This is a genomic window from Sedimentibacter sp., from assembly GCF_032080165.1.
In the GTDB taxonomy this organism is placed as follows: domain Bacteria; phylum Bacillota; class Clostridia; order Tissierellales; family Sedimentibacteraceae; genus Sedimentibacter.
Window position 1 is genome coordinate 129,227 of the sequence record NZ_DAMASY010000005.1, and the last position, 25,129, is coordinate 154,355.

31 protein-coding genes are annotated in these 25,129 nt (G+C 34.0%); 25 read left to right on the top strand and 6 right to left on the bottom strand.

The annotated features are described in order from the left end of the window. Positions 1 to 7 precede the first annotated feature (7 nt). Positions 8 to 694 carry a response regulator transcription factor gene (locus RT412_RS08830; RefSeq protein ID WP_313340136.1) on the top strand — a complete coding sequence of 229 codons (687 nt, stop codon included), beginning with the start codon at positions 8 to 10 and terminating at the stop codon, positions 692 to 694. After that, on the top strand, positions 687 to 1,979 hold the full coding sequence (locus RT412_RS08835; RefSeq protein WP_313340137.1) for a HAMP domain-containing sensor histidine kinase: 1,293 nt from the start codon (positions 687 to 689) through the stop codon (positions 1,977 to 1,979). The genes RT412_RS08830 and RT412_RS08835 overlap by 8 nt, the downstream gene beginning before the upstream one ends. 125 nt (positions 1,980 to 2,104) lie before the next feature. Here the strand turns inward: RT412_RS08835 and RT412_RS08840 are convergent, their stop codons facing one another. Both RT412_RS08840 and RT412_RS08845 read right to left on the bottom strand, forming a co-directional pair. After that, positions 2,105 to 2,662: an AAA family ATPase gene (locus tag RT412_RS08840; RefSeq protein WP_313340138.1), complete on the bottom strand. Its 558-nt coding sequence runs from the start codon at positions 2,660 to 2,662 to the stop codon at positions 2,105 to 2,107. 42 nt (positions 2,663 to 2,704) lie between these two features. Continuing rightward, positions 2,705 to 2,896, bottom strand: coding sequence for a hypothetical protein (locus RT412_RS08845; protein ID WP_313340140.1), 192 nt, complete (start codon positions 2,894 to 2,896; stop codon positions 2,705 to 2,707). Between the two features lie 364 nt (positions 2,897 to 3,260). Between RT412_RS08845 and RT412_RS08850 the strand changes: the two genes are divergently transcribed. From RT412_RS08850 to RT412_RS08860, 3 genes are all read left to right on the top strand, one after another. After that, the gene (locus tag RT412_RS08850; RefSeq protein ID WP_313340142.1) at positions 3,261 to 4,634 is read left to right on the top strand and encodes an MATE family efflux transporter; all 1,374 of its coding nucleotides are present in this window, start codon (positions 3,261 to 3,263) and stop codon (positions 4,632 to 4,634) included. Between the two features lie 99 nt (positions 4,635 to 4,733). Further along, positions 4,734 to 5,810 (top strand): hypothetical protein, encoded by a 1,077-nt coding sequence (locus tag RT412_RS08855; protein WP_313340143.1) that lies wholly within the window; start codon positions 4,734 to 4,736, stop codon positions 5,808 to 5,810. A gap of 32 nt (positions 5,811 to 5,842) precedes the next feature. Next, positions 5,843 to 6,334: an HD domain-containing protein gene (locus RT412_RS08860; RefSeq protein ID WP_313340145.1), complete on the top strand. Its 492-nt coding sequence runs from the start codon at positions 5,843 to 5,845 to the stop codon at positions 6,332 to 6,334. Between the two features lie 48 nt (positions 6,335 to 6,382). On the opposite strand, the gene RT412_RS08865 is transcribed toward RT412_RS08860, so the two are convergent. Together RT412_RS08865 and RT412_RS08870 are read right to left on the bottom strand one after the other, a co-directional pair. Beyond that, entirely contained in the window at positions 6,383 to 6,862 is a 480-nt protein-coding gene (locus tag RT412_RS08865) for a hypothetical protein (protein ID WP_313340146.1), read from the bottom strand. After that, positions 6,855 to 7,208, bottom strand: coding sequence for a sigma factor (locus RT412_RS08870; protein WP_313340147.1), 354 nt, complete (start codon positions 7,206 to 7,208; stop codon positions 6,855 to 6,857). The genes RT412_RS08865 and RT412_RS08870 overlap by 8 nt, the downstream gene beginning before the upstream one ends. Positions 7,209 to 7,545: 337 nt before the next feature. Here RT412_RS08870 and RT412_RS08875 point away from each other — a divergent pair, with 337 nt between their 5' ends. From RT412_RS08875 to RT412_RS08910, 8 genes are all read left to right on the top strand, one after another. Beyond that, positions 7,546 to 8,016 (top strand): GNAT family N-acetyltransferase, encoded by a 471-nt coding sequence (locus tag RT412_RS08875; RefSeq protein WP_313340149.1) that lies wholly within the window; start codon positions 7,546 to 7,548, stop codon positions 8,014 to 8,016. A 90-nt stretch (positions 8,017 to 8,106) separates the two neighbouring features. Then, positions 8,107 to 9,066, top strand: coding sequence for a D-aminoacyl-tRNA deacylase (locus tag RT412_RS08880; protein WP_313340151.1), 960 nt, complete (start codon positions 8,107 to 8,109; stop codon positions 9,064 to 9,066). A gap of 14 nt (positions 9,067 to 9,080) precedes the next feature. Further along, positions 9,081 to 9,491 carry a FosX/FosE/FosI family fosfomycin resistance hydrolase gene (fosX, locus tag RT412_RS08885; protein ID WP_313340420.1) on the top strand — a complete coding sequence of 137 codons (411 nt, stop codon included), beginning with the start codon at positions 9,081 to 9,083 and terminating at the stop codon, positions 9,489 to 9,491. Between the two features lie 356 nt (positions 9,492 to 9,847). Further along, positions 9,848 to 11,005 (top strand): phosphate ABC transporter substrate-binding protein PstS family protein, encoded by a 1,158-nt coding sequence (locus RT412_RS08890; RefSeq protein ID WP_313340153.1) that lies wholly within the window; start codon positions 9,848 to 9,850, stop codon positions 11,003 to 11,005. Between the two features lie 80 nt (positions 11,006 to 11,085). Beyond that, complete coding sequence (pstC, locus tag RT412_RS08895; RefSeq protein ID WP_313340155.1) at positions 11,086 to 12,048, top strand: phosphate ABC transporter permease subunit PstC; 963 nt, start codon at positions 11,086 to 11,088, stop codon at positions 12,046 to 12,048. Next, positions 12,041 to 12,985 carry a phosphate ABC transporter permease PstA gene (gene pstA, locus RT412_RS08900; protein WP_313340156.1) on the top strand — a complete coding sequence of 315 codons (945 nt, stop codon included), beginning with the start codon at positions 12,041 to 12,043 and terminating at the stop codon, positions 12,983 to 12,985. Before pstC ends, pstA begins: the two co-directional genes overlap by 8 nt. After that, positions 12,975 to 13,739, top strand: a complete 765-nt coding sequence (gene pstB / locus RT412_RS08905) for a phosphate ABC transporter ATP-binding protein PstB (protein ID WP_313340158.1) — start codon at positions 12,975 to 12,977, stop codon at positions 13,737 to 13,739. The genes pstA and pstB overlap by 11 nt, the downstream gene beginning before the upstream one ends. A 114-nt stretch (positions 13,740 to 13,853) precedes the next feature. Further along, positions 13,854 to 14,390 carry a hypothetical protein gene (locus RT412_RS08910; protein ID WP_313340159.1) on the top strand — a complete coding sequence of 179 codons (537 nt, stop codon included), beginning with the start codon at positions 13,854 to 13,856 and terminating at the stop codon, positions 14,388 to 14,390. A 93-nt stretch (positions 14,391 to 14,483) separates the two neighbouring features. Here the strand turns inward: RT412_RS08910 and RT412_RS08915 are convergent, their stop codons facing one another. Then, complete coding sequence (locus tag RT412_RS08915; protein WP_313340160.1) at positions 14,484 to 14,732, bottom strand: spore coat protein; 249 nt, start codon at positions 14,730 to 14,732, stop codon at positions 14,484 to 14,486. 13 nt (positions 14,733 to 14,745) lie between these two features. Next, positions 14,746 to 14,931 carry a hypothetical protein gene (locus RT412_RS08920; protein WP_313340161.1) on the bottom strand — a complete coding sequence of 62 codons (186 nt, stop codon included), beginning with the start codon at positions 14,929 to 14,931 and terminating at the stop codon, positions 14,746 to 14,748. Positions 14,932 to 15,136: 205 nt separating this feature from the next. Here RT412_RS08920 and RT412_RS08925 point away from each other — a divergent pair, with 205 nt between their 5' ends. The 12 genes from RT412_RS08925 (at position 15,137) to RT412_RS08980 (ending at position 25,033) form a co-directional block, all read left to right on the top strand. Next, positions 15,137 to 15,883: a class I SAM-dependent methyltransferase gene (locus RT412_RS08925; RefSeq protein WP_313340162.1), complete on the top strand. Its 747-nt coding sequence runs from the start codon at positions 15,137 to 15,139 to the stop codon at positions 15,881 to 15,883. 71 nt (positions 15,884 to 15,954) lie between these two features. Next, positions 15,955 to 16,365: a DUF1801 domain-containing protein gene (locus RT412_RS08930; RefSeq protein WP_313340163.1), complete on the top strand. Its 411-nt coding sequence runs from the start codon at positions 15,955 to 15,957 to the stop codon at positions 16,363 to 16,365. 151 nt (positions 16,366 to 16,516) lie between these two features. Continuing rightward, entirely contained in the window at positions 16,517 to 17,506 is a 990-nt protein-coding gene (locus RT412_RS08935; RefSeq protein WP_313340164.1) for a copper amine oxidase N-terminal domain-containing protein, read from the top strand. A 95-nt stretch (positions 17,507 to 17,601) separates the two neighbouring features. After that, the gene (locus RT412_RS08940) at positions 17,602 to 17,916 is read left to right on the top strand and encodes a Fic family protein (RefSeq protein WP_313340165.1); all 315 of its coding nucleotides are present in this window, start codon (positions 17,602 to 17,604) and stop codon (positions 17,914 to 17,916) included. A gap of 27 nt (positions 17,917 to 17,943) precedes the next feature. Beyond that, complete coding sequence (locus RT412_RS08945) at positions 17,944 to 18,708, top strand: aminoglycoside adenylyltransferase domain-containing protein (RefSeq protein ID WP_313340166.1); 765 nt, start codon at positions 17,944 to 17,946, stop codon at positions 18,706 to 18,708. Positions 18,709 to 18,765: 57 nt separating this feature from the next. Continuing rightward, positions 18,766 to 19,383: an LUD domain-containing protein gene (locus RT412_RS08950; protein ID WP_313340167.1), complete on the top strand. Its 618-nt coding sequence runs from the start codon at positions 18,766 to 18,768 to the stop codon at positions 19,381 to 19,383. Between the two features lie 25 nt (positions 19,384 to 19,408). Beyond that, complete coding sequence (locus tag RT412_RS08955; RefSeq protein WP_313340168.1) at positions 19,409 to 19,906, top strand: GNAT family N-acetyltransferase; 498 nt, start codon at positions 19,409 to 19,411, stop codon at positions 19,904 to 19,906. 109 nt (positions 19,907 to 20,015) lie between these two features. Further along, entirely contained in the window at positions 20,016 to 20,315 is a 300-nt protein-coding gene (locus tag RT412_RS08960) for a DUF1905 domain-containing protein (RefSeq protein WP_398439208.1), read from the top strand. 158 nt (positions 20,316 to 20,473) lie between these two features. After that, positions 20,474 to 21,166 carry a hypothetical protein gene (locus tag RT412_RS08965; RefSeq protein ID WP_313340172.1) on the top strand — a complete coding sequence of 231 codons (693 nt, stop codon included), beginning with the start codon at positions 20,474 to 20,476 and terminating at the stop codon, positions 21,164 to 21,166. Between the two features lie 61 nt (positions 21,167 to 21,227). After that, the gene (locus tag RT412_RS08970; RefSeq protein ID WP_313340173.1) at positions 21,228 to 21,830 is read left to right on the top strand and encodes a class I SAM-dependent methyltransferase; all 603 of its coding nucleotides are present in this window, start codon (positions 21,228 to 21,230) and stop codon (positions 21,828 to 21,830) included. A gap of 220 nt (positions 21,831 to 22,050) precedes the next feature. Beyond that, positions 22,051 to 22,662 (top strand): TetR/AcrR family transcriptional regulator, encoded by a 612-nt coding sequence (locus RT412_RS08975; protein WP_313340174.1) that lies wholly within the window; start codon positions 22,051 to 22,053, stop codon positions 22,660 to 22,662. 13 nt (positions 22,663 to 22,675) lie between these two features. Next, the gene (locus RT412_RS08980; RefSeq protein ID WP_313340422.1) at positions 22,676 to 25,033 is read left to right on the top strand and encodes a PEP/pyruvate-binding domain-containing protein; all 2,358 of its coding nucleotides are present in this window, start codon (positions 22,676 to 22,678) and stop codon (positions 25,031 to 25,033) included. Positions 25,034 to 25,129 lie beyond the last annotated feature (96 nt).

Below are 25,129 nucleotides of genomic sequence, written 5' to 3' on the forward strand. Positions count from 1 at the left end.
TTATATAATGGCTAAAATTTTAATATGCGATGATGAAGCAGGGCTTCGCGCCGTAATAAAGCGGTATGCCATATTTGAGGGTCATGAGGTTGCGGAAGCAGGAGATGGCATGGAAGCTGTGGAGCTTTGCCGCAATAATACATTTGACATAATCATTATGGATATTATGATGCCCGGGCTTGACGGTTTTTCTGCTGTAAAAAAAATACGTGAAACCTCTGACATGCCGGTAATCATGCTTTCCGCACGAGGAGAAGAGTATGATAAGGTGTTGGGATTTGAAGTTGGGGTGGACGATTATGTTGTTAAACCATTTTCCTCCAAGGAAATCATGCTTAGAGTAGGAGCCATTTTACGCAGGGTAGAGAAAAGTAGCTCTGCAAAGTCAGATGATAATGGACATATCATATTTGAAAAGGATGGATTCAAGGCAGATATGACAGCATACAAGGTGTTTATTGATGGAGTTCAGATAGACATGTCACCAAAAGAATATGACCTTTTATTTTTTATGATACGGAATAAAAATATTGCAGTACCAAGGGAAAAGATAATGCTTGAGGTATGGGGTTATGACTATTATGGCGATGACAGGACATTGGATACGCATATAAAACTGCTCAGGAAATCTCTCGGTTTCTATGCACATTTTATTAAAACTTTACGAGGATTGGGGTATCGATTCGATGGATAAGCTTAAATTACAATGGAAAGTTTTTGCCTTTCTCATAGGATTTTGTGCTTTGTTATTAGTTATCTTATGGTTATTTCAGACGGTGTTCTTAAGTGACATGTATAAGTTTATACGCAAAATTGAGATAGAAAAAGCTATTACTTTGGTGGAGAAAAACATCAATAGCTCAAATCTTGAAAATATTTTATATGAACTTGAATTAAACAAAGAGATAATTGTGAGACCTACAAAGGATTTTGCCCCACCTGTTCGAACCGTTCCGGATAGACCTGAACATAGACAACCTGAAACTATCACCAAGGATCAAGAATTTGTTTTAAAGGATGGAAATAAAATCTTTCTTACTTTTCATGCCATGGTAACTCCGGTTGATGCCACAGTATCTACTATACAAATGCAGCTTTATATTATAACAGGGATAATGATACTTCTTGCAACGTTACTTGCAATTATCATATCAAAGTATATATCAAATCCTATTGAGCAGATTAATCGAAGTGCAAAGGTTCTGGCAACAGGTAATTATGAAACTGAGTTCCGTGGCAAAGGCTTCCTGGAAATAAAAGAATTGTCCGATACCCTAAATACCGCAGCTTTAGAACTATCCAAGGTAGAGCGACTACGCCGCGAGTTAATGGCAAATATTTCGCATGATTTACGAACGCCACTATCCTTCATATACAGTTATGCCGAGATGATGCATGATTTTCCTTATGAAGTCACATCAGAGCATAGTCAGGTTATTATGGATGAAGCAAATCGCTTGACTTCTCTTGTGAATGATATGCTTGATATCTCAAGTTTCGAGGCAGGTATAGCAAAACTAAATAAGGTGAATTATAACCTGACTGAAAGTTTGCGAAAAACTATCAACCGAATGAAAGAACTTGTTAAAAGTGATGGTTATCTCCTGAAGTTTGAGCATAACGAAGATGTCTATTTATTAGCTGACGAGGTAAAGATTACTCAAGCATTTTATAACCTTTTACTCAACGCAATTACATACAGCGGTGATGATAAGACAGTGACTGTGTGTCAAAGCATTAAAGGCAGTATGGTGAGAATAGAAGTGATTGACCACGGAGAGGGTATTAGTCAAAGTGATTTACCTTATATATGGGAACGTTATTACAAGGTTGACAAAATACACGAAAGACCTAAGATAGGTACAGGACTTGGACTTTCTATCGTGAAAAAAATTATTGATATGCACGATGGCGAATATGGGGTTGAATCGGAAGAAGGCAAAGGCAGTATTTTTTGGTTTCAGTTAGAATCAAAATAGAGCTCATAGATTGGTATTATGGGTCGAAGATCCGGATGAAAGTCCAATATGTGTTTAATTCCCTCAAAGATTATTTTGAGGGAATTATTGTTGGGAAACATAATGTTGCAATGTGATTATATTTTCTATAAAAACTTATTCTTAATAATCAATGCAGCTTCTTCCGGTGAAAAATCTGTATTATTTATTTTAATATAATTTATTTTTTCTATTTCACCCTCATATGAATTCAGGCGGTATTTTGATTCTAAGTTTCTGAATATAGCTTCTGATTTTTCCAAGTTCCTTTTTGTAGGTTTATTAAGCAGACGATTTTCAGTTTTATTTCTTTCTATACGCAATTCATAATCTGCCTCTAACTCAACAAAATATACTTCAGCACCTTTAGAAGCAAATAGCTCTTCAACATAATTAATATAATTCCAATCTTCTTGTCTGTCAAATGCCCACATATATGTAAAAATCATTCCATATTCTTCACTGTTAGAAAATGCTTCAAATATTTCTTTTCTGAATAAATTAATTAATCTGCTTTTTTCTTCAGGCAAATTTTCAAACAAATCATTTACTATGTCTATGGTCATATGGTTATGAAATAATTTCAGATTAGTAATTTTTGAAAGCTCCTGACCTACTGTCATCTTACCTACTGCATGCGGTCCAAAGATAATAATTAATTTCATGTAATCCCCCTATAGTTGTTTTTTTATATTATTTCTTTCTTGTTAAATCTTCTGCCCTATATACATGGCATGCTCGGAATAACTTAGCAATTCGTCTCTTTCACATAATTGTTCCGCAATTGTTACCCATTTATCTATTGCTTTCTGAGGTTGATTAAGTAAATTCATTTCGTATGGAGCAAGAATGCCTTCCTGACCGAAAAGATGCTTCTTTTCAAGATGAAACTTATCCATAAACGGAATAATACTTTTTTGGTCAATAAAAAAAGCTTTTCACATCACTGTCATAATGTTCTTGAACAATACGTACGCAGTCTTCCATATTTATCCGCCTCCAAAGATTTTTAAAATTCTACCGCTATTTACCATTATAGTCAATACTTATTTAATAGTTTTTCAAAAAACATTATTGTGCAGTTCATTTAGTTGTCATATATAGTTATGGTTTACTAATCCGATTAAATAGAAATTTGATAGAAATTTAATAAAATGACAAACAGAAATTAAAAGGTGATATTATTCTTTTCATGCTGTACATCTTCAATCTATTTGATATAATATTCTTAGATTCTTAATTAATAAGAAAGGTGATTTGATTGTGAAGCAGGATAAATCAGAATTAATACAAAAGGGGGATGTCTACAAGGTATTGTTAACCTTATCTATTCCTATTATGATAAATAGTATAATACAAACATTATATAATTTGGTAGATGGAATCTGGGTTAGTAAGATTTCTTCAGTTCATTTTGCTGCTATCTCTTTTGTTTGGCCAATAAACTTTCTTTTTGTTGCTTTGGGAATTGGACTGTCAGTGGCCGGAACCTCACTTCTTTCTCAGTTATTGGGGGCAGCAAAGTTTAAAGAAGCTAAGAAATACACCACTCAATTGATGATATCTTCATTTTTATTATCAATTGCATTTATGATAGTGGGTGTTATTATAAGTCCATATATAATTAAGCTTATGGGTGGAGAAGGTAATTTTGCTAATTTAGCAAATACTTATTTGAGAATATCATTTTTGGATCTACCATTTATGTTTTTTTATTTTAATATAAATTCAATAATGAATGCACAGGGAAATACTGTAACTCCAACAATATTAAGCGCTATATCTGCTCTAATAAATGTTGTATTAGATCCGGTGTTTATATTTACATTAAATATGGGTATAGCGGGTGCAGCCTGGGCTACGGTATTATCAAGGATTGTATTGGCATTATTTGGGGTTAGATTCATATTTAAAGAAGATAATGATTTAAAACCTGATTTTAAGGGATTTAAATTTGATAAAAATATACTTAAGGAAATTGTGAGAGTCGGACTGCCGGCATCTATCGGGCAAATAGGTGCATCCATTGGCTTTATGTTTCTAAATGGCTTTATTGTATCATATGGGACTGCTACAATGGCTGCTTTTGGCATGGTAAACAGAATAACTAGTCTGGTAATGCAGCCTGCTATGGGAGTTGGAGCAGCTCTGACAGCAGTTGTGGGTCAAAATCTGGGGGCTAACCAGCTTGATAGAGCGACAGAAAGTTTTATAAAAGCCTCAAGGATTGCCTTATATATTGGGGTTATTGGCGGAGCGTTAATATTTATTTTTAATAAACCAATAGTAGATTTTTTTATTCAATCTAAAGATGAGCCGGAAGTGATTATTCAAAGTATGACATATATGAAATATGTTGCATTTTCAATGCCATTGATGGGGATGTTCAGCGTCTTTCAGGGAATATTCCAAGGCTCAGGAAATACCAAATATTCCATGGCCATGGAGGTAGGGAGATTGTGGGCAGTCAGACTTCCGATGATATTAATATTTAAAAACTTTTCTGATTTTGGTCCGTCCGGCATTTGGTTTTCAATGAGTGTTAGCAATTTGATAGTATGCCTTTATGGGCTATGGGTATATAAAACTCACGGATGGAAAAGAAAAACATTAATTCAATTGACAATGGGCAAGTGACAATTAAATAATGACAACTGTAAAAAAAACAACAGTAGTATAAGAATGTTTAAATTAACTATCTCTTCTTTAGAAACAAAATATTTATAGGAGGAATATATGAGGAATGTAAAAAAATTTGTGTTTTCCATAGCGTTAATCATGCTACTATTATTGACTGCTTGTCCGGATAGTAACCTACCGGTTGATACAGTCACACCTTCGGATAAATCATCAGGTCAGATTTACCTGTATGGAGAGCATCACGGTATTGAAAAAATATTGGAAAAAGAATTAGAGTTGTGGGGTGAATACTACCATAAGGATAATATGCGGCATTTATTTGTCGAATATCCCTATTATACCGCAGAGCTTTTAAATTTGTGGATGCAATCTGACGGTGATGATATACTTGAGGAAATATATAAGGATTGGGAAGGTACAGCGGCACATAACCCGTATGTTAAGGAATTTTATAAGAAAATAAAAAGCCAGTACCCCGAAACGATTTTCCACGGTACAGATGTAGGTCACCAATACGATACTACAGGACAGAGAGCTTTAAATTATCTTAAAGAAAATAAATTAGAAAACACCGAGCAATATTTATTGACGCAGGAAGCTATCAAGCAAGGCCGGTATTTTTACAAGCACTCAGATGATGTATATCGCGAAAACAAGATGGTGGAGAATTTTATCCGCGAGTTTGACAAGCTGAAGGGTGAGAACATTATGGGGATTTATGGTGGTGCTCATACGGGTTTTGATGCTATGGATTATATGACCGGTTCTGTTCCTAACATGGCAAGTCAATTAAAGGAACGTTACGGTGATAACATATATTCCGAAGATTTATCTTGGTTAGCTAAAGATATTGAGTCTTCTCGAACAGATATACTTACAGTTAACCAAAAAAATTATGAGGCATCCTATTTTGGCAAACAAGATTTAACAGGATTTAAGGATTATGCATATCGGGAATTCTGGCGGCTGGAAAATGCATATGAAGATTTTAAGGATAATGAGAAAACAGGTGATGTGCTTCCTTATGACGAATACCCTATGCTGATAGAAGAAGGACAGGTTTTTGTTATAGACTATACAAAGACAGACGGTTCTGTAAACAGATTATATTATCGTTCTGATGGGTATGTTTGGAACGGCTTGCAGTCAACGGAAGAGTTTGCTATTGAATAAGGTGTAAAAATTAAAGTGCATTTGGAGAATTTATGTTTATAGAAAAAATTATTATAGAGATGAAAGCAGTTTTCAAAGAAATTCCCTTTGGAATAGAGCATACCCTCAAGGTTTTGCAAAATGCAAGAGATATAATGAAAGATGAGAATATTGAGGAAGAAGAAAAAGAATTAATCAGTATTGTTGCCATACTTCATGATATTGGCGCTGTTGAGGCACAAAAAAAGTATGGTTCAATTGATGGTGTTTATCAGGAAAAAGAGGGACCGGATGTAGCACGGGAGATATTGAAAAAGGTAGGTTATGATAAAAATATTGATCGAATATGTTTTATAATAGGCAATCATCACACTCCTTCTAAAATTGACGGTCTTGATTTTCAGATACAGTGGGAAGCAGATTTGCTCGAAAATTTAACAGTCATGGATAAACAAAAGGAACAACAGAAAAAAAAATGCATAGAGGAAAATTTTAAAACAGCTACAGGAAGGAAGATTGCCTATAACCGTTTTATTTTAGATTAAGGTTCCCGGAACCCACCAGAAATTTCCGATTTCATGGTGGGTGGGGTTTTATTCATCATATCCTGTTACTGTCCAGATTCCTGTATCATCCTGTCTGATTAATCTTGACAGATAAACAGTTTTGATATCTGTTTTTTCACTGTTAACATTAATCATTACATTTGTTTCATCTTTTTCAACTATTACTAATTCATCATAATTTATTGGATAATCTCCGGCTATGCCCTCCGGGGAAAGCTGCAAACTTACATATATTTGTGCTACATAAACCGGGTCAAGCTTCCATGGAGAACTGCCTGAATCAGCAGCTATCTGTTCTGCCTTTTCAATTTCCATATTCACTTCCGCTATAATTTCCGGGTCGTACCCGACAATATTTTTATCTTCAACGATATCTGTATTTTTATCTGTAACAAGTTCCACTTCTATAAATCCTTCATTCAAATCAATTGTAATAAGATCCTCCGGTATAGATTCTCCAAAGTCTATTTCAGTATATCTTGTAGTATATTGTATTGCTTTATTCATTGCCCCTTGCTTTTGTAATAAATAATTGTTGAGCTGTAATATCTGATATATCATCAACCGAAGCTTCATTTTGAGCTATTGAATCTATATTTATATTTGTCCCTCTGATTTTATTTTGACGCCAGCGATCCTTAATTATATTCATGGCTACAATTTTGAAAAAAGCTATATATTCTTTGAATTCAATCTTATTGAATTTAGGATAGGATAATGACTTAACATATGTTTCCTGCGTTATATCTTCAGCTTCTTCTCTATTCTGAACCTTATAATAAATATAACGATATAAGGGTTTCCATGTCTGTTCACAAATATCTTCAATGGATTTCAAATCACCTTTATTCATATAATACCACCTTCTTTCTTGGAGCTCCGTTACTAATAATAACGAATAACCATGCTATAATGTTACACAAAATAAAAAATACTTATTGGGAACTATAACCAATAAATCTGTTTGTATTCCATTAACACTTGATTATTGCATTAAATAATTGCTTGGGACAAATTTCAGGCAAATTTTATATCATATGGGTAAAATATTGCGGTTTTTACCCATATAGAATTGACGTAGGTAAAGATTAGCTATATAATACCTAAACATATTAAAAAAAACCGTGCAGGAATAATCCTGTTTGAGCAGTTATATAAACAAGAAACCGTGCGGACAGGAGAAGTTGAATATGAATTATAGAAAAATTGAAATTAACGGCATTAATGACGATAATAAATTAGATTTACTTCTAACGAAGATTGCAAAATGGCATAATCTCACACCAAAATTATGGATAAATAATTATAAAGCTTCAAATACAGATATTGATGAGACCGTGCGAAGGATTAAAAACACTCGAAATAAAGACTTATTTCTTGCGATTGCAGAAGATGATGAAAATAATATACAGGGATTTATATGGGCATATAAACAAGAAAAAGTTCAAGACAGTGTTATGATTTTATCTTTGTATACAGAAGAAGACTACAGAGGACAAGGGATAGCAACAAATCTGAAAAACTTGTTAGAAGAATGGTGTAGATTTGAAGGCATAAAGACCATAGAAACAACAGTACATTATAACAATAATAGTATGATTGCCTTAAATCAAAAACTCGGATATGCTCCGGGCATGCTGTATATGACAAAAACCTTATAAGTCATTTAATAAAATATATAATTAGCAACAAATCAGAATGTTATAGGACTCTGCGGGAAGTACAAATTTATATGAATTGGAGAAAATATTATGATTTCTGGTAAAAAAGCAGTTTATTATATCTGCAACGAAGAAAAACGTCAAGGACTGGTATCAAGTATGGTATGGGAAATATTAAGCGAAAAAGGCATGTTTGCTCCCGCCGATATTACATTTGACGGACGAAAAGTTATGATGCACAAGGATGCTCGGGAAAACATATATTATTTTGTTCCTACCGAAGTTCCGGTTTGCTGGGATTATACCAAATATCTGCCGGAGATGAACAAGTATTTTGATGATTGTGATATGGCGGGAATGGTAACATGGCATGAGGGTGGAAGTGCACCTCCGAAGGTGCTGACGGTTCATTCTATAGGTGATGTCAATTCGGGAGTTTACGGTCCCATCAATCCCGAGTATATGAGAAATCTATTGCTTGCATTGGAGAGAAACCGCATAGAGCTTAAACTTGACGAGTACAAGACAGTAACAGAAGCAACTCATTGGTCTGGAACTGCCGTAACAGGAAGCTCACCGCAGCTTATTTTACAATATCCTGTACCAATGGTAGATATTGAGGTTGGAAGCGTAGAAGAAAGCTGGACCGACTGCACTGCCTGTACTGCACTGGCAAATGCGTTGACAGAAGTTTTCAACGGTGACGGGAAAAATATACATAACGTTCTCTGTGTCGGCGGTGTTCATTTTGATCCTAATTTTGCAGATGCAGTTTTTGCTGAATGGGACGGAGAAGCATTCGGTATATCCCATATCATTGCAAATCAGTGGCTCGTATCCGGAGAATATGAGGGAGAGCAAGGCCTTGATTTTGCAGCAAATGCTGCGGAAGCCATTAAGGGTGGTATCGAAATAATTGCTTTCCATGATAAAATGAAAGGCTGTTATAAGGATCTTGTACGCTCACTTGGCGAAAAATACAATGTTCCGATTTTAAAGCATCAGCGTCTACGTAATCCAAAAGATATTGAATCACTATTTATGTTTTAAGGGGAGTGAAAAGGTTGATATATGGAATTAGTCATATTACTTTTATTGTCAAGGATTTAGATAAAGCAGCAAAATTTTTAAAAGAAATCTTTGAAGCTAAAGAAATTTATTCAAGTGACGGCAAAGAATTTTCCATATCTAAAGAAAAGTTTTTCTTGATAAATGACCTTTGGATTGCAGTTATGGAAGGGGAGGAAACGGAAAAAAGCTATAATCATATAGCATTTAAAATAGATGAGTCAGATTATGAAAAGTACCTTAAGAGAATAGAAAGCCTTGGTTTAGAGATGAAAACCGGGAGGAAAAGGGTCACAGGAGAAGGTAATTCAATATATTTTTATGATTATGACAATCATCTTTTCGAACTTCATACCGGAACATTAGAAACAAGACTTCTTCGCTACCAAACAGAACTAACGTATTAAATATATTTATCATAAAAAAGGTCGATGAAAAAATAAAATACATTACAATTCGGGCAACAATCTTCATGTAAAAAATCTGATAATTGATTTTACATTATATTATCAGATTTTTCTATGTATTTTGTTATTAAAATTTATGAAATAGAACTAAAGATTTTGGATCAAATCTGGAAGCATGAAACATTTTTTGTAATTTATGCAATGTATTACAATTATTTTACATAAAACTAATTTTATTTTTACTATCATTATTTATTATTTAATTAAATAATGTATTGGTTAATTAAATGCTATAAATTTAGATAATAATCAATATTTTGTTTAATTAAAAATACAATTAAGGGGAGTATAAACAAATGTTAAAAAAAATCACATCATTTATTTTATTGACAACACTTGTTTTAAGTATGGTATTTAGTGCTTCAGCAGCTACAATTAGTTTGAATATTGATGGTAATGCAGTAGCTTCTGATGTAGCACCGGTAGTAGAAGAAGGCAGAACTTTAGTTCCGGTCAGAGTTATTTCTGAAACATTAGGCGCTGACGTAAAATGGAATGAAGCAACAAAAAAAGTAACAATTAATACTGCAGCTTACGAAGTAGTATTTACGATTGGTTCAAAAAACTTTACTGTTAATGGAGCAACAAAGGTTTTAGATGTTCCGGCAAAAATTGTTGACAGCCGTACGGTAGTACCAATCAGAGCTATTTCAGAAGCAATTGGTGCTGAAGTTAATTATGATGCTGCAAAACATGTTGCATCTGTAAATTATTTTACTAAAATGAACGGTACAGTAAAAGTTACCGGTTCTACAACTGTATTACCAATCGGTCAAGCAGCTGCAGATAAAGTAAATGCAATGAATACCGGTTTAGCAGTTTCGGTAGCAGGCGGCGGTTCGGGCGCAGGTATTAAAGATGCTATAGCAGGAACTTCTAATATAGGTATGTCTTCTCGTGAAATAACTGATGATGAGAAAGCAACTGTTAAAGTATTTGAAGTTGCAAAAGATGGAATTGCAATAATTGTTCATCCTGACAATACAGTAAAATCTCTTACAGTAGAACAAGCTAAAAAAATCTTCTTGGGTGAAATCAAGAATTGGAAAGATGTGGGAGGAGAGGATGCTCCGATCTTTGTTCAAACCCGTGAATCCGGTTCAGGCACGAGAGCTACTTTAGAAGAAATGTTATTAGAAAAAGAATCTGTTGTTACAACAGCTACACCACATGCATCATCAGCTTTAATTAAACAAGGTGTTGCAAAGAATAAAAATGCTATAGGATTCGATTCTATCGGATATGTAGATTCTACAGTAAAAGCTATTCCATTAGATGGCATTACTGCTAATGATAAAACAGTTTTAGATGGAACTTATCCATTAGGCAGAGGTTTATATGTAGTAACAAAAGGTACTCCATCAGGTGCTGCCGCTATGTTTGTTGACTACTTAAGAAGTGCAGCTTGTCAAAAAGAAATAGTTGAAAAAGAAGGGTACATTGCCATAAAATGATTTCTTAACATAGTTACATAAAATACTTAGGAGCTGTGCTGCATATGCAGCACAGTTTTTAAGTAATAATAGGAGAAAAAATGAAAGACAAAGTTTTTGATTTGCCGAAATTTATAATCAGTATTTTAGCTGCTGTTAGTATTGCTATGATAGTGTTTATATTTATTTTTATATTTTATAAAGCAATGCCGGTATTTATGAATAGTGGTACAGAATATTTTACAAAAGGCGGTTTTGATGTTCAGATCAATGAAGCGTTTTATTCTTCTGCGGCAGAACCTATGCTTAACTTTGGTATGCTTGGACTTATTGCAGGAACCGTATTGACTACTTTTTTTGCGTTAATTTTTGCTGCAATAATAGGAATAGGAGCAGCAGTTACAATTAGTGAATATTCCGGTCCTAAAGTTTCTGTAATTCTTACATCTGTAGTCCGCTTACTTGCATCTATTCCCTCCGTAATATTTGGTCTTATTGGATTAATCACGGTGGTTCCGCTTATAGAGAAGTTGTTTATTACTGTAGATATGCAGATAGAATTTATAGACCGTTTTCAGATGACAGGACTTAACATGCTTTCAGCTATAATTGTACTTACTTTTATGATTGCACCTACTATAATATCTTTAAGTGTTGATGCAATAAATTCTGTTCCCCACTCGCTTAAGGAGACAGGATATTCTTTTGGTATGACAAAATTCAGAGTAATTTATAAAATAATGCTTCCATATTCACGTTCAGGTATTATAGCAGGTATAATTTTAGGAGCAGGACGTGGTATAGGCGAGGCAATTGCTGTATCAATGGTTTGCGGTGGATTAGGTATTATACCGACTGCTAAATTAGGATTTATAAACTTTTTAGCACCTACATTGCCATTAGCTTCTGCTATCATTAACAAATCAGAAGCAATGGGTTCTTATGCTGTTGAGGCCGCTTTATTTTCCTGTGGAGCGACCTTGCTTTTGTTGGGAACGATATTGAGTCTTTTGGCAAAATATATTGAAAAAAAGATCAGAAAGGGGTCCGGTTTAGATGTATAAAAAAATAAATCACAAAGCAGGCAGTAATATTGGTAAAGCTTATTTTATAATATCTATGGCAATGGTTATATTCGCTATTTTATTCATACTGTCTGTAATTTTTTATTATGGTATAGATGCTATATCCTGGGAATTTCTGACTTCTGAGCCGAATGCTTCAGCCTTTGATATGGAATCAGGAGGTATATTAACACCAATTATAGGTACAACTTTACTTACAATTTTAGGGATAGCTGTGGCCTTTCCCTTTGCATTAGCTACTGCAATTTATCTCGTGTTTTATTCTAAAAAAGGACTATTTAGAAGCTTAGTAAAAATTGCAGTAGATATTTTATCAGGGGTCCCTACGGTTGTAATTGCACTTTTTGCACTGGTGATTTTTACTCAACCTCAATTATCATTTTTAAGTGTTATGATTGAAGGTGTCGAAGGGACAAACCGTGCTTACGGTCGTTCTTTTTTAGTCAGTGGAATTACAATGGCAATAATGATTCTTCCTTTTGTTATTAAATCAATGGAGGAAGCACTTAAGTCAGTTCCGATATCATATTTAGACGCATCCTTTGCACTTGGCGCAGGGAAATGGCATACTATATCAAAAATTGCTTTAGGTTCTGCCCGTGACGGACTTGTTACAGGTACAATATTAGGTATGGGCAGAATAATCGGAGATACATCTATAGTGTGGCTTACATTAGGAGGTACATTGAGAATGACCGGCATACAACCATGGTACTCTCCGGAAAATTGGATGTCAACATTGCAAAACACAGGCAGTACATTAACAAGCTTCATATATTTTGCCTCACCGGCAGGCGAAGGAAATTCTATTGAGGTTGCTTTTGGCGCTTCAATTATTTTAATTATAATAATTATTATTTTAAACATTTTAGCAAGCTTAATCGGATATTTTGGAGGTGAAAGCAATGAAAAGTGAGACACTTCTAAACGTAAATGATGTTTCCTGTTATTACGGTGAAAACAAAGCAGTAAAAAGTGTTAATTTAAATATTAAAAAAAATACAATCACATCTTTTATAGGGCCGTCAGGTTGTGGAAAAACGACCCTTCTTCGTTCAATAAATCGCATGAATGATTTAGTCGATTCCTTTCATATAGAAGGCAATATTTTTCTGGAGGGTGAAGATATATATCTTCAAAACGGCAAAGAATATGTTCAAAATTTACGTAAGCAAATAGGAATGATTTTTCAAAGTGCAAATCCATTGCCTGCGAGCATTTACAAAAATATGATTTTACCTGTAACTGAGCATTATAAAATTAGCAGGGAATTATTAGATAATAAGGTAGAGGAAAAACTTAAATTAGCTGCTCTATATGATGAGGTAAAAGGCAGGCTTCATAAAACGGCTTTATCATTATCAGGAGGGCAGCAACAGCGTCTTTGTATTGCCAGAGCATTGATGTTAGAGCCGCAAATTCTATTGTTGGATGAGCCATGCTCCGCATTAGACCCTATATCTACATATGCAATTGAAGAACTTCTGATGGAGCTTAAGAAGCAATGCACAATTATTATTGTAACTCATAATATGCAGCAGGCAAGTAGAATTTCAGATTATACGGCTTTTTTTTATCAGGGAGAAGTTATAGAAGAAGGTTCTACTGCAGAAATATTTTTCAATCCAAAAACAGAGCTTCTTTCAAATTATATTACAGGGAAAATTTGAATCGTGGTATCCGCAATTTATAGAGCTTAGGCGACATCTTAATTTAGTTATAAAATTTTTTCAAATTATACCGATATATATAATGAATATAATCAGAAATAATCAGGAGAAAAAATGATTACCAAATTTTCAGGCTTAGGCTATTCTTACAGCAATGGCATAGATTATAATAAGCTTGCTTCCGGAAATTTTTCCTCTGCACGATATCTCTCCAAGCTCGCATCGGTAGAATCCAGAGGTGCTATTATTATGTTAAAAAATAATCTCAGAAGGGAAATATACAAAATCAATAAAAGCGGAGGAGATGAATCACAAGTAAAAGCTGCTGTTGCAAGAATAAGAAATGTCATTAAAAAGGCCGATGAAAAAATAATCAGGTTGAACAGCGAAAAAAGGATGCAGGAGCGTATTAAGCAGGAAAAGTATGCAGAAAAAAGAAAAGAAGAGCAGTGCTTAAGCAAGAAATACAGGTCGAAAGTATACAACAGAAAGTTATCTGAGCGCTTAAATGTTGTAAGAGTTGCCGTTTGTGAAGAGAAAGAGATAAGAAACTCCGACTATTATAAGGCCTGCACAGATGCAGGTACGTCTGAAACACCTATTGCAAATGCTGCCGCAGGAAACGGGTCTTCCATAGACATTATGATTTAGGATTTATATAGTGCAAAAATGTTGCTTTTATATATATTAATAGTATAAAAAATTGCCTCATAATTATTAAATAGAGGCAATTTTTTTGGGGCGTTATCCTTGTGATAATTGATTTTTGATCATCATTATGTCATTTTGTGAAGCTATTTGAGCCGGCTGATAATATCCTTTTTGTTTAGCGGTCTGATAAAGTTCATACAGACGTTTTTCATCCATATCTCTCATTTCCTGGAGTGTTTGGCGTAACTGAGGGTTATCAGTTTCAGAAATGATTGCCGCATATCCTGTCAAGCTTCCCTTAATCATTGCTAAACAATCATTCATAATGTCTTTTTCATTCATATAAATTACCTCCTTATTGTAAAAATGTCATTAACTTTTGTTTGCTTTGTCTTGCAGCATTAGCATCTGATTTCAGCATTTGACTAATCTGCGGATCTTGGCATTGCTGTGCCATAGCGTCTAATTTATTAGCCGTAGTTTCGTGTGCGCCGATTAGATGTCTTAAGTTCTGTAATTCCATTTGATTTAAATTTGACATGTAATTTTTCTCCTTTCAATTCTTATGCATTTTTATTATTGCGAATATTTTAATTTATATTCCGGATTTTTATGTTTGAATTATGCTAAAAGAATGTAATTATTTTATAGCAGAATATACTTCAAATGGGATTTATATGGTATACTTATTTGGTATAATAGTACAATACCGAATGAACCATTCATAATTAAGGAGGAGATTTGAAATGATTACTATTGAGCATAGCTGGGACAGGATGGCAGAAGCATATGAACAGTTTACTTCAGGTGAAGACTCGTATAGCAGTAAAATAGAGTGGCCGTGCATTCAAAAAATGTTACCTGATTTATCTGAAAAATCTGTGATAGACTTGGGGTGTGGAACTGGTCGTTTTACATTTTTGCTTGAAAACAAAAATCCTGCGAAAATTATTGGTATTGATTTATCAGATGATATGCTTAAACTGGCAAAAGCTAAAGCCAAAAAAATTGCTTCAACAGCCGTATTTTATAAAGGCGATATTTCCAAATCCTTTACTGATGAAAAATTTGATTTTATTTTTTCTTCAACAGTATCTCATTATATTAAGGATTTGAATAAATTATTTTCAAATATTTATGATATGCTTAAACCTGATGGTATATGTGTTATTTCGGCTATGAATCCCGTCTACACCTCACAATATCCCATCAGCAAAGATGAAGATTTTCCTGATGATAGCGAATGGACCGTCAGATATTTAGATAGACGTGAGAGAAGCTACATCCAACCTTGGATTGAATATAACAGTTCGATTGAAAATTTTTTAAGCAGCAGCTATCATCATACTTTCAGCGATTATATAAATTCAATGATTCAATGTGGCTTTTCAATTATGGAAACACAGGAGCCGCTTCCACCGGAGGAGTGGATGGAAAATTGTCTTGAAAGGTATAATGCATTTATTGAAACACCTAAGCTATTTGATAATTAAAATATGCAAGAATTAGAATTTATTGAGAAGATATTTATAATAAAGATAAATATTAGAGAGGTGAATACATTATGTGGCAATGCCCTAAATGCAAACGGGAGTTTAAAAACACAAATCAAGACCATTATTGCGGTGAACCGCCGAAAACGATTGATGCTTATATTGATGCACAACCTGAGGATGTTCAGCCGTTGTTAAATCAAGTGAGAGATACGCTTCGTGCTACACTGCCATATGCGGAAGAACGTATATCATGGAGCATGCCAACTTATTGGCGCAAACAAAATATTATCCATTTTGCGGCATTTAAAAAGCACATCGGGTTGTACCCAGGCGATAAAGCTGTTGAGCATTTCAGAGAAAAGCTCACGGAATACAAAACAAGCAAAGGTGCGGTGCAGTTTCCGTACAGTAAGCCGTTACCACTACCGCTTATCGCAGAAATAGCGAAATGGTGTTACGAAACCGGAACCCACCATTAATGAGATGGAACATCTGCTTTATCTTCGATATGGGTCCTTGTGAGTATATTGAGGATGTTTTTTATGATGAAAAATTTAACATCGAATTTTTGGAACAACAAATTTTTTTAACCGTCTAAATTAATTAATAAAATAATTTGGAGGTAAAAAAATGAAAATTAGAAAAATTGCTGCAGCAGCATTATCAGTTGCGGTTTTATCAATGTCAACATTTACGGCATTTGCTGATATGATTAATGAAAATTTGGAGGTTAACACCGATAATAAAGTAAATGAGGAGTATAAATTAAAGTCACGATTTATGCCCTACACAGGAGAAATAAAGGAAATATCTGATTATCACAGTGGAGACGGTGCCAAAATGGTAGCCATAGAGGATGAAAATGGACTTCCCGCAAATATTATTATTACAAAAGATACATATACAATAAACATAGATAAATTGGCAGTAGGAGAATCATTAACTGCATTTTATGATTCACAAAAGCCAATGATTTTAATATATCCTCCGCAGATTTCGGCTGAAGTCGCAATTGTGGGAGAAATTGATTTAAATATAAAGGTTGACCTTTTCAACGATGATTTGATAAGCGCTGATAACTTCCTTAAATTAAATGTTTCGGAAGAAACAGAAATTGTATCAGAGGATGAAAACAGGTTTGAAGGAGAGCTTTACAATAGAAAGCTTGTGGTTTTATACGGTGTGTCTACAAAAAGTATTCCTGCACAGACGAATCCGACAAAAATAATAGTGCTTGACGAGGATGAACCAGCGATAATTGAAGATGTTGCCGTAATGGAAGTTGTAGTGAATAGGAAAATACTTGAAGGGGTTAAACCGGTTCAAAATGACGACGGTGTTATAATGTTGCCGGTGAGAGCTGTTTCAGAAGAACTTGGATATGAAGTAGGATGGATACAAGAATCTCAAAAAGTTACAGTAGGAGAGCTGCTTTCCTTTGAAATAGGTCGGGACAGCTATACCATGGATGATACTACAGGCATTCAGCTTTATGCAGCTCCGATTTTAGTAGATGGAATAACTTGCGTTCCTTTAAGCTTTTTCTCAGAGTTTTTAAATACGTCTGAAGCACAGATTTTAAATTCACAGGTTATAATAACAAAAAGCGAAGGTTTATAAACCGTTGAATGAAGGGTAATAATCTTCTGAGTGGAATATCAGGAACATTCATGCATTGATACTGAAAGGTATTGATGATCAAAATGCCGGAAAATATGCAAAAACTTATTGCAGAATATCAAAGCGACTGGAAAGATTATCATCCGGTTGTTAGAGCAACATTATTGCATGGTGAATTTGTAAAAATTCACCCATTTATCGATGGAAATGGAAGAACCGCAAGATTGATTCTGAATTTTGAACTAATGAAGAACGGATATACTCCAATAATTATTAAAAAAGAAAATCGTGTAAGATATTATGATGTACTGGATTTGGCACATACAACTATGAACTATGGACCTTTTATAAAGATGGTATCAGAATTGGTGATAGAATCGGAAAAGCTTTGGATGTCTGTTTTAGAATAAGATGTAATAATTAGGTAGGAATAAACAATGATGCCAGTTAATCAATTATTAGATGAAATCAAATATTCATATTCCGATATTTTGCAAGAAAATTTAGTTGGGATATATCTTCATGGTTCATTAGCAATGAACTGTTTCAATCCTCTATTAAGTGATATTGATTTTATTGCTGTAGTAAAAAATAAGCCATTTGATAAAGATTTAAGAGATTTAGTTAATTTTCTATTAGAATTAACTGATGATTGTCCTAATAAAGGATTTGAAATGAGCGTTATGACAGAAAAGGATACTAAAAATTTTAAATATCCAACACCATTTATATTGCATTATTCAGACAAATATAAAAGCAGATATATTAATCAATTTGATTATATTTGTGGAGATTCTACCGATGTTGATTTGGCAGCACATATAACTGTAATAAGAGAAAGAGGGATATGTTTAATCGGAAAGCCAATAGATGAGGTTTTTCAACAGGTTCCAAAAAGATTTTATATTGATTCAATTATGAATGATGTAATTGATTCAAAAAAAGAAATTATTGATAACCCGATTTATTATATATTAAATCTTTGCAGGGTTTTATGTTTTTTAATATCCGGGCAGATATGTTCTAAAAAAGAAGGCGGAGAATGGGCGAAATTATATTTAGTTAAATATTGTGATGTTATTGAATCCGCACTTAATTCATATATTTATAACAGCGAATTTAATATAAATAACAGCAGTTTAATTGAATTTGCAGAGTATATGTTAAATGAAATAGATTTAAATGTTACCGGTGATATTTAATAACATGATATAACTAATATAAGTTATGTTAATTAAATTAAAAGGCAGGTCAATCAGATGAATACAGAGAGATTTAATAAATTAAAGGAAAATTTCAAAAATAGAAACATAGATGTTAAGTATTTTGATTCTTTAGATGATGTTAAACTATATTTATTAAATACAGTACCATTAGAATGTAAGGTAGGCATTGGTCATTCCGGTACTCTTCAGAAAATGAATATTACTAATTTACTAATACAAAGAGGAAATGTTGTATATGATAAAGAGCTGGCTAAAAATAAAGATGAATCTAAAGCCATAAAAAAGGAAGCTCTGCTCAGTGATTGGTATATTTCAGGTTCAAATGCAGTAACTGTCGATGGTCGAATTATTAATGTTGACCATAGTGGAAACAGAGTAGCAGCAATTACTTTCGGACCTGACAAGGTAGTAATCGTAGTAGGTGTCAATAAGGTTGTTGATACGGTTGAAGAGGGTGTAAAGAGAGTTAAAAATATCGCAGGCCCTTTAAATGCAAAGCGAGCAGGATATAACCCGCCATGTGTTGAATTAAATAAATGTGTTGATTGTTCTTCAAAAGAAAGAGTATGTAATTACTTATCAATCGTTGAAGGTCAAACAGACTGCAATAGAATAAAATTATGTATAGTTAACGAAGAATGTGGATTTTAGTTTGATTAGATTAGGAGGAATAGCTTTGAGTAGATTAATTCGTTATGCAGACTTGAATGATTCGGAAATCTTAGGTAAAATTCATTCAGAATCATCGCAGGCAGGTTTTAAAGGTATCATTCCGGATAATGTTTTATATGATGTTTTTTCCTTTGAAAGAAGAACAAAGCGTTTTATTAATGAATTATCCATAGGGTCGCCAAAGACGGCTATTGCTTTTGAGAATAATAAACCGGCAGGTCTGATTTCATTTGGAAGCTGCAGATATGGGAATAATGATAAGTCGTGGATAGAAATTTGGAGAGTCTATTTAATTAAAGAATTTTGGGGCAGCGGAGTTGCTGAAGATTTAGTAGAATGGGGAATCAACGAAATTAAAAAAGAAAACATTGAAAATATAGAGCTTTGGGTATTAGAAGAAAACATGCGGGCAAGAAGCTTCTATGAAAAAATTGGTTTAATGCATGATAATACATTTCAAGTATCTGATAGCGGGAAAGAACTACGTTATATTAAGCAGTGATGATAAAATATTGGAAATAAAAAGGCACAAACATGTTCGTAGAGCTGAAACTATGAAAAATAAAATATCAAAATAGTATAATTCTATGTAATTCGAGGTACGGATTTTTATGAGCAGTTATGAAATGAATAAATTATATGAGTTTGAAGCAGAAATTAAAAAAGTTCCTGATATTGACGGTGCATATGTTGAATTTCCTTATGATGTAAGAGTAGAGTTCGGAAAAGGAAGAGTAAAAGTCCACGCAACCTTTGACGGTGAGCCATATGAAGGAAGTATTGTAAATATGGGTATAAAGAATGCTGACGGCTCTGTGTGTTACATTATAGGTATGCGCAAGGACATACGAGCAAAAATAGGTAAACAGCCGGGTGATAGCGTTAAAATTACGATTAAGGAAAGGTTGTAGTAATTGGTGTTAAGATAAAGGGTTGATGAATATATTGTAACTAATGAAATATATTTAGTAGTATAAGTACTTTAGTATATAAATCCCAAATATTGGAAATATGGATAATTAATGAGGTTCATGTTAATATTATTTAAAATAAGTATTTGAGGTGGAAAATGAAAAAGATATACTCTGCCGGAAGAAGAGATTGGAAGAAAATTACTGGCGTACTGCTTTTCATTTTTCTTTTTTTCTCAATAATCTATATTATAATTAAAATGATTAATGCCCCTTCTGTTATAAGCGAAGATGCATATACAAAAGTACGAAGCGATTATGTACTTATGCTGTTACAATGCATATTAGGTATTATCGTTATGTTTATTCCGTCAGTGGTAGAGCATAAATTGTATGTAGACATTCCGAACAAAATGGAAGTTATGTATTTTATTTTCCTTTACTGTGCTATATATCTTGGAGAGGTTAGAAATTTCTATTTTTTGATACCTTACTGGGATTTAATCTTACATGCATTCAGCGGAGCGATGCTGGGAGCATTAGGATTTAGTCTTGTTAGTTACTTCAATGATATGGAAGTGTTAAAAACTCGCTTAAGTCCTTTTTTTGTAGCTTTATTTGCCTTCTGCTTTGCTTTGGCTGCAGGAGCAGTATGGGAGATATATGAATTTTTAGCTGATAGTCTGCTTGGCACTAATATGCAAAAATTTATATTGGCTGATGGAACCGTCTTGGCAGGGCATGCAGCTTTGAGAGATACGATGACTGACTTAATAGTAGATGCAATAAGCTCTTTGACAGTAACTGTTATCGGATATTATTACACTATTAACAAACCGAAAAAGAGTTGACCTTCTATAGGTATTGATAATTGAAATATTAAATTAATTAGGATGAATTGGAGAAGAAGTAATGGGAAATACAGATAAGTTTGAAATGATAGCCAATACATATGATACTCCTGAAAGAATTCAAATTGCAAAGGTTTCATCAGAGGCAATTCGTGAATACTTAGTTGATACTAAAAACAAAACAGCTATAGATTTTGGATGCGGAACAGGTCTTGTTGGTGTGAACTTATTGAATGATTTTCAATCAATATTGTTTCTGGATACATCACAAAAAATGATTAATCAAATAGAGCAAAAAATATCTCATTATAATATACAGAATGCTGATACACTATGTTTTGATTTTGAAAAAGATAGTTTATTGGACTTAAAAACTGATTATATTTTTATGGCTCAAGTTCTACTTCATATTAAGAATTATAAAGAAGTTTTATATAAACTATATGATGTTTTAAATCCGGGAGGTCATTTAATAATCGTTGACTTTGATAAGAATGATAATATAGTTTCTGATATGGTTCATAATGGTTTTGATCAGGAAAAACTAAAAGAAGATATGTCAAGTATTGGTTATAAGAATATGCAATCCAAAACATTCTATAGTGGAAGTAAAATATTCATGGGTCAAGATGCATCCTTATTTATACTAAATTTACAAAAGTAAATATCAATTAAATAAAAAATGGATAAATCCTATGAAGATTTGTCCATTTTTTATTTCACTTACAGTATAAGCGACTGACACCAAATCAAGATTTGGGTCATCAGCTTATAAAATAATTTTTGTTGACTGACGGTTAGCATGGTGCTATAATGTTACTAACCGATGGTCAGTTTAAATATTTAAAGTAACTTTTAAGAGTAACTTTAAGGAGGAAAATCTAATGCCTTTACAACTATATGATAAAGATAAAATTTTGGATGCTTGTTTTGATGTGTTTGCCCGACATGGATATGCAAATACCTCAACTACAATGCTTGCCGAGGCAGCTGGTATATCAAAGGCGCTTATCTTTCATCATTTTAACAACAAGAAAGATTTGTATCTTAGCGTTTTGGATAGATGCATTGAAAAGGGAAGGATAGAAATGAGATTTGATACACTATTAGAAAATCAAAATTTTTTTGAAGCAAAAGAAAAATTCAGTATAATCAAATTCCACTATTACAAAAAAAATCCTGACTTAATGAGAATTATGAGAGAAGCTTTTTATGAGACACCGGCTGAATTGAAAACTGAAATTCAAAATAAGTATGGAATGCTGCTTGCCGGTAACGAGAAAGAGTGGAAACGGTTATTTGAAAAGGTTGCTCTCAGAGAAGATGTTAACCGTGATCAGGCTTTTAGATTGGTAATGCTTACATTGGATTATTTTGATAACAAATATTTATCAGATTTAGTGAATAACGATGATTTGGAAGAAACGTATCTTGGCGAATTTCTTGCAGAAAGGAACAGCTTTCTTTCTATGATTCGATTTGGAATTGAAAAGTAAGAGGGGTGCTTGTATGATGATTATGGTTAAAAGTTTTAAAGAGTTGACTCCTGAACTTCAAGCCTATGCAGGAGGAAAAGGTGGTATGCTGGCGAAGATGTTTCAGGATGGGTATCCGGTACCTGAAGGCTTTGTAGTTTTACCATCAGCTTTTGAAGGTGAAAAACTAAATGAGAATGCTTGGAAGGAGATACTGAACTTTCTTAATACAATAAGAAAGAATAATGAAGGAGCAATATTCGCAGTGAGGTCTTCTGCGTTAAGTGAAGATTCTGCTCAGGCTTCCTTTGCAGGAGAATTTGAAACAGTTCTGAATGTAGGTACGGATAAAGAAATACAGGAAGCTATATATGAGGTTTTTAGATCGAGACAATCGGAGAGAGTTAAAGCGTACAGCTCTATTCAAGGAATAGAAGAAGCTCATCAAATTGCTGTAGTTGTACAGTTAATGGTACCATCAGAATTATCAGGGGTTTTGTTTACTGCTGATCCTATATCAGGAAGTTTTGTAAACATAATTGGTAATTATGTGCATGGATTGGGAGAACAGCTTGTTTCCGGAGAAGCAAACGCATATAATTTTACAATTAGCAGGTCGAAAGGAAAATATGATGGTCCTGACGAGTTCAAAAAATATTCCGTTAAATTATATCAATATGCTATTATGCTTGAGAAAAAATTAGGAAGCCCACAGGATATTGAGTGGGCAGTGGCAAACGGGAAATTGTATATCTTACAAGCGAGACCTATAACAACCTTGTCTTCAGGAAATCCGGATACCTATGAAATTAATGAGAGTTTAGCAAGTGACGCTCTTTGGGTAAATACAAATGTGGGAGAGGCAATACCAGATGTAGTTACGCCGTTTACTTGGAGTTTAGTACGAGCTCTGGATATTGAATCCGGTTTTGTGCCGGGGTATTATTTGTGGTCAGGCAATATTTGCGGAAGAATATATTCGAATATAAGTCAAAGATTATCTGCCATCACTGCATTGTATGGAAGTTCAAAATTAGGATTGAAAATTCTTGGGGAAGTATTCGGTCAGATACCGGAAGGATTGACAATTCCAGCATATCCATTTACAAGGATGGAAGTAATAAAGACAATGCTGCCGGGAATTAAGTATTATATTAAAAAAAATAAAGAAGTTGCAAAGAACCTTCCGGAATTTATTCATAATACGCCTGATTGGTGCAGAAGTACTAAAGCATGCATAAAGACAAAAAACACCAAGGAAGAACTTCTGAACTTATGGAAGAGTGAGATTGAACCGTATAACAATGAAGCTTGGTGGGGTTTGATCGTAAGTGGTAGTAAAGCTGTATTAGCTTTAAACTTAAGCAAAAAGCTTACAAAGCTTGTAGGGACTGAAGACGCCAATACACTGCTATCCAACCTAAGGGGAAATTCGGAACTGGCGAGTCTTGGTCCTGTTATGGGAATCTCTAAGGTTCTGAGAGGAGATATGAGCCGTGAAGAGTATTATAGGCAAAATGGTCATAGAGGTCCTCATGAGTTTGAATTATCCATCCCAGATCCTTCAGAAGATGAAAACTGGCTTGAAAGGCAAATTAAAGAATTCAAAGAGTCTGATACGAATGCAGATGAACTTCTGAAGAAGCAGCGTATTCAATATGAGGCGGCCTGGAAAAGATTCGTGGAGCGTTATCCAAATAAAGTTAAATGGCTTGATAAGCAAATAGCAAAAGCATCTGAAGGCGCTCGTATCAGAGAGGCGGCACGCTCGGAGTTTGTAAGGGTATTCAGGGTAGTTCGAACATTTGCACTCAAGGCAGGCGAGCTTACCGGAATAGGAGATGATGTTTTTTTCCTTTACATTAATGAAATAGAGGATTTATTATCAGATAGAGGCACGAATATAAATCATATCTTAAAAAGAAAAGAAAATTATGAAAAATATAAAGCACTACCGCCATTTCCATCAATCATCAGAGGACGGTTTAATCCTTTAGAATGGGTGAAAGATCCAAACAGAAGAATGGATTTTTATGATTCAACTATGCCATTAGCTGTATCATCTGATTCTGAAATCTTGAAGGGTTTTGCCGGGGCAACAGGTAGAATAGAAGGAACGGTACGTATTTTGTCTACACCAGAAGAAGGTGAAAAGCTTCTACCTGGGGAAATTTTAGTTGCAACAACTACTAATGTAGGATGGACTCCCCTATTTCCAAGAGCTGCAGCGATTATAACCGATGTAGGAGCACCCTTGTCCCATGCGGCTATAGTTGCCAGAGAACTTGGTATTCCAGCAGTTGTGGGGTGTGGTAACGCAACCCTTAGACTTAAGACAGGAGATAAGGTTATTGTTGACGGTGGTCAAGGCATCGTGCATATATTGACATAAACGTTTATGAAAAGTAGAAAAAAGTTTGATACCCAAAAATTCAAAGAAGCCGAATGATGCACGGAGAAAAGAAAATCACATGGGAAAGAAGTGAAA

What these genes read in the sequence shown, in the direction of transcription:
- RT412_RS08830 (WP_313340136.1), top strand. Translation starts at nt 8, where the DNA reads ATGGCTAAAATTTTAATATGCGATGATGAAGCAGGGCTTCGCGCCGTA.
- RT412_RS08835 (WP_313340137.1), top strand. Translation starts at nt 687, where the DNA reads ATGGATAAGCTTAAATTACAATGGAAAGTTTTTGCCTTTCTCATAGGA.
- RT412_RS08840 (WP_313340138.1), bottom strand. Translation starts at nt 2,662, where the DNA reads ATGAAATTAATTATTATCTTTGGACCGCATGCAGTAGGTAAGATGACA.
- RT412_RS08845 (WP_313340140.1), bottom strand. Translation starts at nt 2,896, where the DNA reads ATGGATAAGTTTCATCTTGAAAAGAAGCATCTTTTCGGTCAGGAAGGC.
- RT412_RS08855 (WP_313340143.1), top strand. Translation starts at nt 4,734, where the DNA reads ATGAGGAATGTAAAAAAATTTGTGTTTTCCATAGCGTTAATCATGCTA.
- RT412_RS08860 (WP_313340145.1), top strand. Translation starts at nt 5,843, where the DNA reads ATGTTTATAGAAAAAATTATTATAGAGATGAAAGCAGTTTTCAAAGAA.
- RT412_RS08865 (WP_313340146.1), bottom strand. Translation starts at nt 6,862, where the DNA reads ATGAATAAAGCAATACAATATACTACAAGATATACTGAAATAGACTTT.
- RT412_RS08870 (WP_313340147.1), bottom strand. Translation starts at nt 7,208, where the DNA reads ATGAATAAAGGTGATTTGAAATCCATTGAAGATATTTGTGAACAGACA.
- RT412_RS08875 (WP_313340149.1), top strand. Translation starts at nt 7,546, where the DNA reads ATGAATTATAGAAAAATTGAAATTAACGGCATTAATGACGATAATAAA.
- RT412_RS08880 (WP_313340151.1), top strand. Translation starts at nt 8,107, where the DNA reads ATGATTTCTGGTAAAAAAGCAGTTTATTATATCTGCAACGAAGAAAAA.
- RT412_RS08890 (WP_313340153.1), top strand. Translation starts at nt 9,848, where the DNA reads ATGTTAAAAAAAATCACATCATTTATTTTATTGACAACACTTGTTTTA.
- pstC (WP_313340155.1), top strand. Translation starts at nt 11,086, where the DNA reads ATGAAAGACAAAGTTTTTGATTTGCCGAAATTTATAATCAGTATTTTA.
- pstA (WP_313340156.1), top strand. Translation starts at nt 12,041, where the DNA reads ATGTATAAAAAAATAAATCACAAAGCAGGCAGTAATATTGGTAAAGCT.
- pstB (WP_313340158.1), top strand. Translation starts at nt 12,975, where the DNA reads ATGAAAAGTGAGACACTTCTAAACGTAAATGATGTTTCCTGTTATTAC.
- RT412_RS08910 (WP_313340159.1), top strand. Translation starts at nt 13,854, where the DNA reads ATGATTACCAAATTTTCAGGCTTAGGCTATTCTTACAGCAATGGCATA.
- RT412_RS08915 (WP_313340160.1), bottom strand. Translation starts at nt 14,732, where the DNA reads ATGAATGAAAAAGACATTATGAATGATTGTTTAGCAATGATTAAGGGA.
- RT412_RS08920 (WP_313340161.1), bottom strand. Translation starts at nt 14,931, where the DNA reads ATGTCAAATTTAAATCAAATGGAATTACAGAACTTAAGACATCTAATC.
- RT412_RS08925 (WP_313340162.1), top strand. Translation starts at nt 15,137, where the DNA reads ATGATTACTATTGAGCATAGCTGGGACAGGATGGCAGAAGCATATGAA.
- RT412_RS08930 (WP_313340163.1), top strand. Translation starts at nt 15,955, where the DNA reads ATGTGGCAATGCCCTAAATGCAAACGGGAGTTTAAAAACACAAATCAA.
- RT412_RS08935 (WP_313340164.1), top strand. Translation starts at nt 16,517, where the DNA reads ATGAAAATTAGAAAAATTGCTGCAGCAGCATTATCAGTTGCGGTTTTA.
- RT412_RS08940 (WP_313340165.1), top strand. Translation starts at nt 17,602, where the DNA reads ATGCAAAAACTTATTGCAGAATATCAAAGCGACTGGAAAGATTATCAT.
- RT412_RS08945 (WP_313340166.1), top strand. Translation starts at nt 17,944, where the DNA reads ATGATGCCAGTTAATCAATTATTAGATGAAATCAAATATTCATATTCC.
- RT412_RS08950 (WP_313340167.1), top strand. Translation starts at nt 18,766, where the DNA reads ATGAATACAGAGAGATTTAATAAATTAAAGGAAAATTTCAAAAATAGA.
- RT412_RS08960 (WP_398439208.1), top strand. Translation starts at nt 20,016, where the DNA reads ATGAGCAGTTATGAAATGAATAAATTATATGAGTTTGAAGCAGAAATT.
- RT412_RS08965 (WP_313340172.1), top strand. Translation starts at nt 20,474, where the DNA reads ATGAAAAAGATATACTCTGCCGGAAGAAGAGATTGGAAGAAAATTACT.
- RT412_RS08970 (WP_313340173.1), top strand. Translation starts at nt 21,228, where the DNA reads ATGGGAAATACAGATAAGTTTGAAATGATAGCCAATACATATGATACT.
- RT412_RS08975 (WP_313340174.1), top strand. Translation starts at nt 22,051, where the DNA reads ATGCCTTTACAACTATATGATAAAGATAAAATTTTGGATGCTTGTTTT.
- RT412_RS08980 (WP_313340422.1), top strand. Translation starts at nt 22,676, where the DNA reads ATGATGATTATGGTTAAAAGTTTTAAAGAGTTGACTCCTGAACTTCAA.